This is a genomic window from Dyadobacter psychrotolerans, assembly GCF_004349265.1.
Lineage (GTDB): Bacteria > Bacteroidota > Bacteroidia > Cytophagales > Spirosomataceae > Dyadobacter > Dyadobacter psychrotolerans.
This window is the reverse complement of sequence record NZ_SMFL01000003.1, coordinates 53,765-68,401: the sequence shown is the minus strand read 5'-3', so window position 1 is coordinate 68,401 and position 14,637 is coordinate 53,765. Positions and strand designations below refer to the sequence as shown.

General features: G+C 42.0%; 9 protein-coding genes. 2 read left to right on the top strand and 7 right to left on the bottom strand.

What is annotated here, in order from left to right:
• Positions 1-34 precede the first annotated feature (34 nt).
• Positions 35-3,055, top strand: coding sequence for an amidohydrolase family protein (locus E0F88_RS07995; RefSeq protein WP_131957720.1), 3,021 nt, complete (start codon positions 35-37; stop codon positions 3,053-3,055).
• Positions 3,056-3,091: 36 nt separating this feature from the next.
• Positions 3,092-4,411: an amidohydrolase family protein gene (locus E0F88_RS07990; RefSeq protein ID WP_131957719.1), complete on the top strand. Its 1,320-nt coding sequence runs from the start codon at positions 3,092-3,094 to the stop codon at positions 4,409-4,411.
• A 64-nt stretch (positions 4,412-4,475) separates the two neighbouring features.
• On the opposite strand, the gene E0F88_RS07985 is transcribed toward E0F88_RS07990, so the two are convergent.
• From E0F88_RS07985 to E0F88_RS07960, 7 genes are all read right to left on the bottom strand, one after another.
• Positions 4,476-5,030, bottom strand: coding sequence for a hypothetical protein (locus E0F88_RS07985; protein ID WP_131957718.1), 555 nt, complete (start codon positions 5,028-5,030; stop codon positions 4,476-4,478).
• Complete coding sequence (locus E0F88_RS34025) at positions 5,027-5,197, bottom strand: hypothetical protein (RefSeq protein ID WP_220466259.1); 171 nt, start codon at positions 5,195-5,197, stop codon at positions 5,027-5,029. The genes E0F88_RS07985 and E0F88_RS34025 overlap by 4 nt, the downstream gene beginning before the upstream one ends.
• A gap of 44 nt (positions 5,198-5,241) precedes the next feature.
• Positions 5,242-6,081 carry a CvfB family protein gene (locus E0F88_RS07980; RefSeq protein WP_131957717.1) on the bottom strand — a complete coding sequence of 280 codons (840 nt, stop codon included), beginning with the start codon at positions 6,079-6,081 and terminating at the stop codon, positions 5,242-5,244.
• A gap of 50 nt (positions 6,082-6,131) precedes the next feature.
• Positions 6,132-8,531, bottom strand: coding sequence for a TonB-dependent receptor (locus E0F88_RS07975; protein ID WP_131957716.1), 2,400 nt, complete (start codon positions 8,529-8,531; stop codon positions 6,132-6,134).
• Positions 8,532-8,908: 377 nt separating this feature from the next.
• Positions 8,909-10,240, bottom strand: coding sequence for a TolC family protein (locus tag E0F88_RS07970; protein ID WP_131957715.1), 1,332 nt, complete (start codon positions 10,238-10,240; stop codon positions 8,909-8,911).
• A gap of 52 nt (positions 10,241-10,292) precedes the next feature.
• On the bottom strand, positions 10,293-13,397 hold the full coding sequence (locus tag E0F88_RS07965) for an efflux RND transporter permease subunit (protein WP_131957714.1): 3,105 nt from the start codon (positions 13,395-13,397) through the stop codon (positions 10,293-10,295).
• Positions 13,398-13,419: 22 nt separating this feature from the next.
• Positions 13,420-14,538 carry an efflux RND transporter periplasmic adaptor subunit gene (locus E0F88_RS07960; protein ID WP_131957713.1) on the bottom strand — a complete coding sequence of 373 codons (1,119 nt, stop codon included), beginning with the start codon at positions 14,536-14,538 and terminating at the stop codon, positions 13,420-13,422.
• Positions 14,539-14,637 lie beyond the last annotated feature (99 nt).

Below are 14,637 nucleotides of genomic sequence, written 5' to 3'. Positions count from 1 at the left end.
TGTGTCACCGAATTATTAATTTAACCAATATCCTATGCTTAAACGATTATCAACGTTAGTAGCTGTCCTTACTGTGAGTGTACTGTGTAAGGCGCAGGAAACTTTCCCGAAAAACGGAGCCTACGACGAACGAACCGGACGCTACGCCTTTACCAACGCCAACATTGTCGTTGATCCAAAAACAACCATCCAAAACGGAACGCTGCTCATCGAAAACGGAATGATCCGTGAAGTAGGCAAACAGGTAAAAATTCCGGCCGGAACTGTGGTAATGGATCTGAAAGGCAAATACATTTATCCTTCACTGATAGACCTGGATTCTGACTATGGAATGCCGGAAGTGAAAACCGAACGCCGCGGAGGCGGAAGGCAAGCACCTCAGCTTGAATCAAATAAAAAAGGAGCTTTTGGCTGGAACCAGGCCATACAGCCGGAAACAGAAGCCGGACAGCTTTTTGCACCAAATACAAAACAAGCCGAAGATCTTCGTAAAATCGGTTTTGGTACCGTTTTAAGTCATTCACATGATGGAATTGTACGGGGCAGCGGAGCATTACTGACCTTAACCGACGAATCTCCTAACAAGGCGATGCTCAACGGCAAAGCCTCATCTCATTTTTCATTCAGCAAAGGTACTTCCGGACAAACTTATCCGTCATCTGTGATGGGTGTGGTAGCTTTACTTCGCCAGAATTATTATGATGCTGAGTGGTACGGCAAAAGTGGCAAAAGTGAAGAAAAGAATCTGTCACTGGATGCATTTAACCAGCTTAAAGGACTACCATCGTTTTTTGAAACAGGTGATAAATACAGTTTGCTGCGCGCAGATAAAATCGGTGACGAATTTGGTGTTCAATACATCATTCGCGGAGGTGGAGACGAATATCAGCGTCTGGATGAGATTAAGGCTACAAAAGCAACTTTGATTTTACCATTACAATTCCCTGAAGCCTACGATGTTGCGGATCCCTGGGATGCAGATCTGATCAGCATGACTCAGCTTAAACACTGGGAACTTGCACCAAAAAACACTTCGGAAGTAGCAAAGGCCGCAATTCCTTTTGCACTTACTACTGCCGGTTTGAAAACCAAAAACGACTTCTGGAAAAATATCAGAACCGCGATCGATTATGGTTTGTCAAAAGAAAAAGCATTGGAAGCGCTTACAACTTTGCCTGCCAGCCTGATTAAGGCAGAAGGACAGGTAGGTAGTCTGAAAGCTGGTTTGCTGGCTAACTTCCTGATTACATCTACGGATCTGTTTAGTAAAGACAACATCATTTATGAAAACTGGATACAAGGCAAAAAGTTTGTGCTGGCTCCATTAAATACGGCAGATCTGCGCGGTACTTATTCCTTGTCGATCAACAATCAATCCACAGGCAAACTGCAAATTACAGGTTCTGCTGAAAAACCTGAGTATAAAGTTGTTTTGCAGGATACTTTAAAAATTACACCAAAAGCAGTGCTTACCAATGAACTGCTGACCATCACTTATCAGCCTGACAAAAAACGCCAGGAGAATATCAGATTGACAGGCTGGAAGAGCGGAACAGGATTTACAGGTGAAGGTGTTATGCCAAACGGAACGGTTGTTCCCTGGACTGCCACACTTTCTGAGCCTTTCAAAGCAGTAGCTTCAAAGGATACGGCTGCTAAAAAGCCTGTTGAAACCGGTTCAATTGTTTATCCATTCGTAGGTTTTGGAAATGAAACGCTTCCAAAAGCGGAAACGGTTCTGATCAAAAATGCTACAGTATGGACCAACGAAAAAGAAGGTATTTTACAAAATACCGATGTGCTGATCCAAAATGGTAAAATTGCGAAAATCGGGAAAAGTCTTTCTGCTCCTTCCGGTGTTAAAACGGTTGACGGAACAGGCAAACATTTGACAAACGGTATCATCGACGAACATTCTCACATTGCACTTTTTACAATTAACGAAGGCGGACAAACCAGTTCTGCTGAGGTAAGAATGAGCGATGTAATCAACCCGGATGATATCAACATTTACCGCCAGCTTGCCGGTGGGGTTACTACTTCACATTTGCTACACGGTTCTGCAAATTCAATTGGCGGACAAAGTGCCCTGATTAAATTGAAATGGGGAGCCAATCAGTCAGAAATGCTGGTTCCACAAGTTAAAACAATCAAGTTTGCTTTGGGTGAAAACGTAAAACAATCCAACTGGGGTGATATAACACGTGTTCGTTTTCCACAAACAAGAATGGGTGTTGAACAGGTATTTTATGATCACTTCATCAGAGCTAAGGAATACGCCCAAAGCTGGAAAACATACAATGCTAAAAAAACGGGAGCGGCGCCAAGAAGAGACCTGGAACTAGATGCACTTGCCGAAATTCTGGCCAGCGAAAGGTTTATCACCTGTCACTCGTATGTTCAGTCGGAGATCAACATGCTGATGAGCGTTGCTGATTCATTGAAATTTAATATCAATACTTTTACCCACATTCTGGAAGGTTACAAACTGGCTGATAAAATGTCGAAACGTAAAATCGGCGGTTCTACTTTTGCTGACTGGTGGGCTTACAAAATGGAGGTTAAAGAAGCGATTCCTTACAATGCTGCTTTGATGTACCACGAAGGTGTAACAGTGGCAATCAATTCAGATGATGCCGAAATGGCGCGCAGATTAAATCAGGAAGCTGCAAAAACAGTTACTTACGGCGGTGTTCCGGAAGAGGAAGCCTGGAAAATGGTGACGTTAAATCCTGCAAAACTACTTCATGTTGACGACAAGCTGGGTAGTGTAAAAACAGGTAAAGATGCCGACCTGGTACTTTGGAATGCAAATCCGCTTTCAGTATATGCCCGTCCTGAATTCACTATGATCGAAGGAACTGTTTATTTTGACCGTAAAAAGGATGAGGAAAAACAGAAAACAATGGCTGTTGAGCGTGAAAGGCTGATCCAGAAAATGCTGAGTGACAAGGCGGAAGGCAGACCAACACAGCGCGCACAGGGTACGCAGCCGCGCATGTGGCATTGCGAAGACATTGTTGGTGTTCATGCCGAACATGCAGAAGGAAAATAGTCAGCAGTTCTGGTCTTACAGTAAATATTAAATCAAATGAAAATAGAAAAATATAAAATAGTTAACCGGATTGTCTGTACGGCGCTGATTGCGTTTTCCGTACAGGCTAACGCACAAAATCCGGCTCCTGCGCTTCCGCAGACACGGCCAATCGTATTGACAGGCGCTACCATTCATACCGGCAGCGGCCAGGTGATTGAAAATGGTGTTCTGTCTTTTGACAAAGGTATTATTACCCAGGTAGGACCGGCAGGTTCGGGTAATACTTCCGGAGCGGAGGTTATTGATGTAAAAGGAAAACACATTTTTCCAGGCATCATTTCGCTGAACACTACGGTTGGTATTCAGGAAATCGCTTCGGTTCGTGCAACGCTGGATTTTGATGAAATCGGGCAGGTGAATCCGCATGTAAGAGCTTTGGTTGCTTATAACACCGACTCGGAAGTAATCCCGACGCTGAGAGGTAACGGTATTTTGCTTTCGCAGGCGGTACCACAGGGCGGTATTGTTTCGGGTTCATCGTCTGTTTTTTATACAGATGGCTGGAACTGGGAAGATGCTGTTTTGAAAAAGGATGATGGCATCTGGATCAACTGGCCGGCGTTTTTAGCAAGAAGTTTCAACTTTGAAGATTTTTCGGTAACAATGAAAAGAAATGATAAACGCCAGGAAGTTCTGGATCAGTTTGTTTCATTATTTGCCGATGCAAAAGCTTATGCTGCAATAGCCAATCCGTCTCCTGTAAACCTTCGTCTTGCGGCAATGAAACCATTGTTTGACGGATCTGCTAACCTGTATATTCGTGCTGATTATGCAAAGGATATTATCGAAGCGATCAAGTTTGCAAAAGAAGTTGGTGTTAAAAAGGTAGTGATCGTTGGTGGAGATGAATCTTATAAAGTTGCATCTTATTTGAAAGAAAATCAGGTGCCGGTTGTATTAAATCCAACACACCGGCTTCCCGGACGCGTTGATGAAAACGTTTATCTTCCTTACGAATTACCAGGACTGCTGCATAAAGCTGGTGTGAAAGTCGCCGTAACTTATGCTGACGAATGGTGGAGAACCCGTAACCTTGCGTTTCTGGCAGGAACTTCATCCGGTTTTGGAAATGTAACAGCTGATGAAGCATTACAATTTATCACGCGTAACGCTGCCGAAATTGTAGGTATTGACAAGATGGTTGGTACGCTGGAAAAAGGCAAGCAGGCTTCATTTCTGGTTTCAGCCGGAGATATCCTGGATATGCGTGGCAATGAAGTAGAGATGGTATTTATCAAGGGCGGGAAAGTTAACCTTGATGATAAACAAAAACGTCTTTATGAAAAGTACAAAGTAAAGTATGGCAAGAAATGATTTGCTGAATTTAATTTAAACAAAAGAGGTGCTGTTATGGTGCCTCTTTTGTTTGTGTTTGCCATCAAATAATATCTGGAAGATTGTTATAAGTCAATGCAAACATTCTCTTTATAGCAGATTCTTTAAGAGGTAAATCACCAGATTTTCTATTTATTAATAAATATCCACTGACCTCAGGATAGGTAACATGTTCAAAGGTGACAGCTCCAAACTTTTTTGCAATGATTTCTGCATAAATTCTGAATCGTTGATTATTACTGAATGGTTCAATAGTTCCGGAAATTTTATCAATAGACCTCGAACCAACTAAAGCAAATGAAGCAGCAGGATAATCAGTTAAAAGCTTTGGAATTACGTTTGCGCATGATAAAAGTATGTTCCCTATGTCGCCTTTATTAATAATTTTCGAATATTTAAAGTCACTTTTTCTATCTTTTTTACAGTAAAATTTGATAGAAAAGACATCTTCCTCATGATAGTCTGCTCTTAATATGTAGAAGTATTGTGTAACTGGTGAATAAAACTTATAAATATGAGTAAACAGATGTGCAGACTCGTCAGTACATTTGTCTTTCTGGATAAATCTTAAAGGGTATCCGGGATAATCAAAAGTCAAGGAATTATCGTTTTTGAAGGATTTGTTTTTTTTGACTTAATCACAGCATCACTTACTACAATTCCTTTAAGGTTCCATGTAGATATATCGACAGAACTAACCTCTTTAATAGGTGTCCAGTTAAGTCTTATACCTTTTGATATTTTCTTTAAGTCTGTGCGCTTCATAAATTCAAAATCAAGACTTGAAGTTATTCATTTTAATCAAATTATCAATCCTCCGAAATCAAATAAATACCTTCAACAGCAATTCTGATTTTGCCTTGCTTATACAATCCGCCGATTGCCTTTTTGAATACCTTTTTACTGATTCCAAATGTTTTATAGATGTCTTCCGGAGAACTTCCGTCCGACAAATTCAGAAAACCACCGGCTTTTTTTAATTCATCCAAAATACTTTGAATACTTGGTTCAATTTGTTCACCACTGGCTTTCTGAAGGGAAATATCCAGTTTATTTTCCGGTCTTATTTTTTTGACATAACCCTTTAAAGAATCTCCGATTTTCAGGTCTTTGAATACTTCGTTACCATAAATCAGGCCTTTGTGATACTGATTTACAATCACATTGTATCCTAAATCTGTTTTTAGCCAGACAAGCAAATCCACTTCGTCACCTTCTGCAACCGTCAGTCTGTCATTTTCCAGAAAACGGTCAATTTTGGTTGAAGCGATCAGGCGGGAAGATTTTTGATCTAAATAAAGAAATACCACATGCCAGTCGCCAATTTCCATGGGAACACTCTGTTCCCGAAAAGGAACGAAAAGGTCTTTGATCAAACCCCAGTCCATAAATGCGCCATGTTCGGAAACATCCTTCACTTCCAGAAACGCAAATTCGTTACGGATAATCTTTGGCGTTTCGGTTGTGGCCACCGGGCGATCCTCAGAATCAAGATAAACAAAGACTCTGATATTATCGTCCACGTTCATCTCGTCGGTCAGGTATTGATTGGGTAAGAGGACTTCTTCTCCTTCTACATCACTCAAAAACATTCCTACACTGGTGACCCTCTCGATGGTAAGGTTGTTATATTTTCCTATAAAAAGCATTGTCTATTCTGCTATGTTGTCGTGCAAAGGTAGCAGTTTAAGGCGTAGAATCATTGTTCTTCACTGCCATCTCCTGTATCCTGGTTTCTTTCTTTTTCCTTTGAGCGGTTTAACCTGTAAGAAAATGTAACAATAAACTGTCTTGCACGCCATTGAAATTCAGATTGCGAGTAATATCCTGCATTTTCAACGATCCGTCGCTGTTTTCTCGAATTCATCAAATCCCTTACGCTGGCTGTAATTGTGCCTTTTCCTTTTAGTATATCTCTTGAAAATCCCAGGTCGATCGAATACTGCGATAGATCTTTTCCCTGCGTCGTTTTCCGGGGTGCGCGATAATTAAGAGAAGTCTGAAAATCGACATTTTTCCAGAGCGTAACACGTGACGACACCCTGCTTGTCCAGGTATAAGTATCACTTTTTAAAACTTTGTCATTATAAAATCCTTCATTGATTGCGCGGAAGATATTGGCATTTGCAGTCCATTTCCACCAGGCAAAGGGATCATATGTAAGATTAAATTCAAAACCATAAGAATCCCCAGTTGATAGATTTACCGGCGTAATTCGTGTAAAACCGGTCGAGTCAACGGTAGTGATATTTTCAACAACACCTAACCGGTGTCGGTAATAGATGCTCGAAAGCAAAGAACCTTTCTCCATATTCAGTAAATGTCCGGCCTCAAAAGAATGTGTGAATTCCGGATTAAGCAGGGGATTTCCCGACCTGAAAACTCTTGAATCACTAAAACTTGAAAAGGGCAGAAGATCCCGGAAATTTGGCCTGCTTAGACGGTAGCTATAACTCAGCTGTAAAGTCTGATCTTCTTCAAGTTTGTAGGAAAGATGAAGGCTTGGAAAGAGGTTAAAATACTTTCTGTGGTTAACCTGTTCTGTCTTTTTTAATTCAGTAAGGATATCAGAATATTCACCGCGTAAACCTGCCTGAATAAAGATCTTACCAAACTGATTACTTGCCATCAAATAGGCTGCATGTATTTTTTCATCGTAAGCAAGCCTGTTATCAAAGTCGGGCAGGATACTCCAGTTCATTGCTTCATTAAGCTGATGAACTGAAAAATCATTATCCAGCATCCTGATCGAACTCTTTAAACCAGTTTCAACTTTTCCGTCTTTGCCAATTGGCTGGATATAATCAAGCTGGAAAAGCAGATTTTTTTCATCCTCGGTATTGTATGAACGTTGTCTCAGAGCCACTGCTTCTCCGGACGTACTTTGTTCATATTTGGCAGATTCCGTTTCATCACTGAAAATGTATTTGGCATCAAAACTTAAACTTCGCCCTTTTGTTTCAAATGTCTTGCGGTAATTCAGTGCCGCTTCCACATTGGTGCGTGGCTCTGTTTCCCGTTCATTTCTTACAACTGTTTGCGTAAGGTTGTTTTGAAAGTCAAAATCACGATATTCCAGCTGCGAATTATTTTTGTTCTGTGAGTTCCGGTAAGATAATGTTCCGGTGAGCGTATTGTTTTTATTCAGGAAATAGTCCATTCCAACAGTGAAGTTATTGGAATAACCACCCCTGTTTCTGGTCGTTTTTTGTTCGTAAACAAAGCTGGTATCGGCGCTGTTATATTCCTGACGGGATGTTCCTCTTCCGGGTCCTTCGCGGTACATATTTCCGTAACTGGCAATGAGATTAACCTTTTTTCTTCTGTAATTAATGTTGAATGATCCTCCGAAGTTCGCAGGATAGCCCGCAGTAGCAGTGAAAGATCCATTGAGACCGTACCGGATATTTTTCTTCATCACAATATTCAAAATCCCCACTTCACCTTCTGCATCATAGCGGGAGGAAGGGTTGGTAATAATTTCAATACTTTCTATCAGGTCGCCCGGGATTTGCCTTAGTGCCTCGGCAGGATTCATCCCAACCATGCCTGACTGTTTTCCGTCAATAAGAATTCTGACGTTCCCGCTACCCCTCAGTGCAACGTTTCCTTCCACGTCAACCGTAACCGACGGCATGTTGTTCAGAATATCTGACGCGTTGCTGCCTATATTGCTCAGGTCTTTTCCGACATTAAATACCCGTTTATCGAGCTGTAACTCCATCTGACTCTTTTCACCCCGCACTATCAGTTCCTGTAAAACTTTTGCGCTGGTTTTCATCGTAATTGTACCCAGACTTACATTTCCGGAGACGACATTTACATTAGGGACGAATTTATCATCCAGGCCGAGGTAGGTGACCTTAAGGAAATAATTTCCGGGCTTGGCGGGAAACTGAAATCTGCCGGTTTCGTCTGTGGCATTTCCTCCTGTCAAAACAGAATCTTTAGCGGTGTAAAGTGCCACATTTGCAAACAGAACAGGTTTTTTATCTGAGTCTTCCAGCTTACCGGAAATAATAAATCCGGATTCTTCCTGCGCAAACACGAAAGTAAACGAAAGATTAATGAGACATAAAGTAAACAAAAGAATTTTCATAACGTATAAATTTATATATGTCCCGGCCGAATATGCGGAGGTTAGGAGTGACAGACAATAAGTAAATTGGACTGTAAAGAGACAGGAGGGTTTAATTCGCTTTTAATCTTAATTCGAAGTAGAATGTAAAATTCTGTGCCACAGAAGTTTGGCGTTATTTGGGGATAGCTTTTGAAGTGGGATAAAATGCAAGAAGCTACAAATCAACGTAAGCAGGACCTAACTGATCCGTCTATTTCATTTGTTGGATGGGTTGCTAATTTCTTATTTCGGAAAAAAAGCTTTGGATAAGACTAAGGGGTGAAGGAATACTCTCAGTAAGAGTATTGCTTCACCCCTTAAAAAATTATAACTGATTTAAAGTATCGGAGAGCGCATTACTGCAAAGTATTACTCAATCGTTTCAGTTCAATTTCAGCAGCTTTGGCTGCGTAGTTAATGTTGATCATACGGTAACCGGCATCTTCAAAACTTCTTTGTGCTTCACGAACATCAATAATGGTTGCCTGAATTAACTGGAAACGCTGTAAAGTAAGGTCCAGGAGCTGCTTGCTGAGTTTGTAATTTTCTTTCTGAATTTCCAGCTGCTGTAATGAACTTGCATAGGTCTGGAACATTTTAACAGCACCTGCATTATAATCTCTGACAACACTATTTCTCTGGATTTCAGCATTTGTCGTGTTGATTTCTGCAACTCTCTGCTGCCGTTTAAAGATACCACCGTTATAAATTGGCAAAGCCACCGAAATACTTGCATTGGGACCTACTGTCCGGTTTAACAATGTAAGACCTGCACCGCTCTGGTTTCTGGAAAAGTTGTAGGCTGTGTTCAGTCTGATACTTGGGTATCGCTGTGCTAATGTCTCTTTAACAATCAATTCGTTAATCCTGATCTGATGGTCTGCTGCCTTCACATCGGCATTTACAGTTATTCGTTCCAAGATAGAAGTGATCTGCAATGTCTGATCAACGGTTATTGTATCCCGAATGGCAAGGTTTGATTTTATATCCAGTGTCAGTAATCGCAGAAGCTCGGTTTTAGCCACCTGTGCCACCATTTGCTGATCCTGTAATGTTTGTGCCAGTGTATTCAAATCTATCTGTGCCTGAAAAATATCCGCATTGTTAGCCATTCCTGCGGCTTTTCTGACCTGTAATATGTCAAGTCGTTGCTGAGAGGCGGTGATCGAGGTACGAAGTGTATTTACATAACTTAGCTGGCGGACCACATCGTAATAGCTGGTCATAACCTGCGCAATTGTATTTTGAACCTGGGAATTAAGTACCTCGGCACTTTGTTTTTCCTGCTCACCAAGCCTTTTTTTAGTTGAAACAACCCTGTTCCCATTGTATAGCAAAATACCAGCTGAAATGTTAGCCTGCGTATTGTTACCCACTGCACCTTTCCGGCTGATCTCAACTCCGGTGTTCAGTTTTTGATTTACATCGGTAATCTGTTCCGTGTTGGATAATGTACCTGCTATGAGAGGTAATCCGCCCGCTACACCGTAATTGTTCATGATCGCATTGGCATCAAGATTGTTTTTAGCAATCTGAATTTCATAACTGTTTTTCAGTGCAATAGCAATCGCTTCATCAAGTGTCATTCTCAGACTATCTGCTGCCTGCTGGCTGAATGCCGGAGCTGATAACAGTATAAAAAAGAAGATTACTTTTAACCTGGCAGATAAAATTGTGAGCGGGTTCATGCAAAAAAACAATAGTTGAGATTTTTAAAATTACGTTCGGGCGTGCCTTAGGTTAATGTACTTTTTCGGTTTCCATTTCTTCCGCCATCTTTTGTTCCTGCGTTTTTTTATTCAGCCTGGGCGAAATAAAAGTATAAACGGCTGGTATTACAAACAGGGTTAAAATCAGCGAAAACGTCAGGCCACCGACAATTACTACCCCAAGCGGTACACGGCTTGTAGCTGCCGCACCCAGGCTCAGTGCAATTGGTAGTGCACCGAAAGCAGTGGCTAAGCTGGTCATCAAAATCGGACGAAGACGTTGTGTTGCCGATTCTACTACGGCCTCCATTCGCTGTAAACCATCGTGTTCCCTTTTTTGATTAGCGAACTCGACAATAAGAATACCATTTTTGGTTACAAGTCCAATCAGCATGATCATTCCGATCTGAGAGAAAATGTTGATTGTCAGATTGAATATATAAAGACTCAACAGAGCTCCTGCCAAAGCCAGAGGCACCGTAATCATGATGATAAACGGATCTGTGAAACTTTCAAACTGTCCGGCTAATACCAGATAAACCAAAAGTAATGCAAGTCCAAAAGCGAAACTGGTGTTCGAAGAACTTTCCTGATAATCACGAGAAGGGCCTGTTAAAGAAGTCTGGAAACTTTCGTCGAGTAACTTGGAGGCAATCTGCTGCATGGCTGCAACACCATCACCAACTGTTTTTCCCTCTACAAGAGATGCAGAAACGGTGGCACTTTTGTAACGGTTGTAGTGATAAATCGTTGGCGGGCCACTTTCTTCAACCATGTTTACAACGGCTGTTAAAGGAATATTATCACCACGGTTATTTCTTACATAAAGCTTTTCAATATCACCCGGTTTGTTTCTCTCTGTACGTTCAACCTGACCGATTACCTGGTACTGCTGCCCGTTCATGATAAAGTAAGCAAGTCGCCTTCCGCTAAATGCAGACTGGATTGTTGCCGCAACATCACTGGTCGATAAACCAAGATCTTTTGCTTTTAAACGATCGATTGTTAGGCGTACTTCCGGTTTATTGAACTTCAAGTTGGCATCAACATTCTGGAAAGTAGGATCTTTTCTTGCCTCTTCTAGGAATTTGGGAAGAACCTCGGTCAGCTTTGCAAAATCAAGGTTTTGAAGCACAAACTGAACCGGCAAGGCACCTCTGGAGCCGATACCTACGGCAATGGTTTGTTCCTGTGTAGCAAAAATCCTTGCGTCGTTGAACTGTGGGAGCTTTTTGTTGATAGCCATTGCGATGTCGTTCTGGCTTCGTTTCCTTTGATCCGCCGGAACAAGCCCAACCCTTCCCATACCACTGTTAACACCTGATCCGCCCATACCGGGTGTGGATGAGAATGTAAAAGATTTTTCAGGAATAGAGTCGTTCAGATAATCGACCACCTCGCTGGATATTTTTTGCATCTGGTCGAAGCTGGTTCCTTCCGGAGCCGTCATCGTGAGCCTCACGCTGTTACGATCTTCCATGGGAGCAAGTTCGCTCTGGAGGTTGGTGTATGTAAACCAAATCACCACCCCGCAGGCAACCACGAGTACCCAGGCAGCCCACCTGATATTCATAAAACCTTTCAGCATCCGGTTGTAACCATCTTCCATTCCGGTGAAAAAAGGTTCTGTTTTGTTGTAGAACCAACCATGACCAGAATTTTTTCTGTTAAGAAAAACGTTCAGAACAGGTGTGATTGTCAGGGAAACAAAAGCAGAAATTAAAACGGCAGAGGCTACTACGATACCAAATTCTCTAAATAAGCTTCCCACAAAACCTTCCAGAAAGATTACGGGTAAAAATACCACGGCTAGTGTCAGCGAGGTAGAAATTACCGCAAAGAATATCTCCTTACTACCTTCCAGCGCAGCCTGCCGGATCGGTAGACCGCTTTCAAGCTTTCGGAAAATATTTTCCGTGACAACAATACCGTCATCCACCACAAGACCTGTTGCAAGTACAATTCCCAAAAGTGTCAGGATATTGATCGAAAATCCGCAGATGTACATCACGAAAAACGTTGCGACGAGCGAAATCGGAATATCGATCAAAGGACGAACGGCAACCAGGAAATTCCGGAAGAAGAAAAGAATTACGATTACAACCAGTCCGAATGAGATCAGAAGTGTTTCTTCAACTTCCTCAATAGACTGGCGTACAAGCCTGGTATTGTCAATCAAAACACTAAACTTAATGTCTGATTTATTTGATTTCTGGATTTCAGCAAGACGTTTGTTAAATTCCTCAGAGATGTTCACATAGTTGGCACCAGGCTGCGGAATTACAGCAAGTCCAACAGCCAGTACGCCGTTGTATTTCCAGCTTTGCTCTTCATTTTCAGGTCCCAGTTCAACTTTGGCTACGTTGGAAAGACGAACAATACCGGTGCTGTCATCTTTGATAACCAGGTCATTAAATTCTTTTTCCGTCGTAAGCCGTCCCATGGTACGAATGGTGAGCTCCGTGTTGTCACCATAAATTTTACCGGCAGGAAGTTCAACGTTTTCAGCACTTAATGTAGCACTTATTTCATTAAAGGTTACGTTGTAAGCGCTCATCCGGTCGGCATCCAGCCAGATACGCATGGCATAACGCTTTTGACCAAAGATATTGATCGCACTCACACCGTCTATCGTTTGCAAACTTTGCTGTAAAACGTTTTCGGCGTATTCGCTCAATTCCAAAATTCCTTTTGAAGGGCTTTGGACAGCAAGAAGCAGGATAAAATCACTATTTGCATCGGCTTTACTTACAACCGGAGGTGCATCAATATCCTGCGGCAGGTTTCGCTGCGCCTGGCTTACTTTATCCCGAACATCGTTCGCAGCGGCTTCAAGATCCGATTCGAGGTTAAATTCAACCGTAATGTTACTGGTTCCAACCTGGCTCGACGAGCTGATTGTTTTGATACCGGGAATACCGTTGATACTTTTTTCAAGCGGCTCGGTAATCTGGCTTTCGATAATATCGGCATTGGCACCTACATAACTCGTACGAACGTTTACGATAGGAGGGTCAATGGCGGGATAATCACGAAGTGATAAAAAGTTATAACCTACCACACCAAAAAGGATGATGAGCAGGTTCATTACCACGGCCAGTACGGGCCGGTTCAGGGATAATTCCGAAATATTCATAATGCTGGTTTCAATAGAAAGGTCATTCCTGAGCCGACTCCTTGTTTACGACTTTTAAGCTTCTCACACTTCTCACTTTTACAGGAGCGTCCGGGCGGGTAAATAAAACACCGGAAACTACAACCGAATCACCGACACTGAGGCCCTTGGTAACTTCAACATATTCTTCTTGTCTGGCACCGGTTTCTATCGTCACAAAAACAGCTTTGCCACCTTTAACCGTGACAATTTTTTTACTTTTTGATTCAGGGATAATACTGTTTGCAGGAACCAGGATACTTTGTTTCTCAGCACCTGCATTTAAATAAACTTTTACAAAAGACCCCGGACTGACCGATGCACCGCTAAGTGCAGCTCTTACCGTAATATTTCTGGTGCTTTGATTTACCTGAGGTTCTGTGGCAATAATCCTGGCATATTGCATTGTACCGGCGCTTTGATCTATTAAAACCTGCACATTGCTCCCTTTCTGAACATATTTTTGATACACTTCAGGAATTGTAAAGTCAATCCTTAGCTGAGAAAGCTGCTGCATGGTAGCGATTACGCTGGTGGGTGTTACAAAAGAACCGGCACTTACTTTACGCAAACCAATTGTTCCTGTGAAAGGAGCACGCACGATTGTTTTTGCAATCAGCGCCTGGGTATATTGCATGTCGGCTTTTAAAACGTTTACAGAATTAACCACCGCGTCATAGTCAGCCTGGTTAATACCATTTACGGCCACCAACTGCTGCAGCCGTTTCTCATTTGTTTCAGAAAGCTCAAGCTGTACTTTCGATCTGTTTAACTGTGCTTCCAGATCAGCGCTGTTAATTCTGGCAATCACGGTACCTTTTGTCACCGTTTTGCCTTCAGGAACATCTAGAAATGTAAGCAAACCACTTACTTCCGGGCGCAATTCCGCAAATTCGTTGGCAACAACAGTTCCGTTTACCTCAACCTGATTTCCGATTTTTTCGGATTTTGCGATAATTACGTCAACAGTTGTCGGCCCCCCTCCGGACTTTTTCTCGAAGGTGTCTTTTTTTTCTCTGCACGAAACCGAAAAGAGAAGCGTACCCGTAATGAAAACAGATGATAGATAAGGAATTAGGTTAATTCTGCCTGCACGGGCAGACCAGGAGAAAATAGGGTTCATACGGGTTATAATCGTTTCCAGAGCTTGTTTGGTATAGGGGCTTAATTAGACAATATTCTTATTATTTTTAAACTAAGCGCAAAATTATATAATTAATCG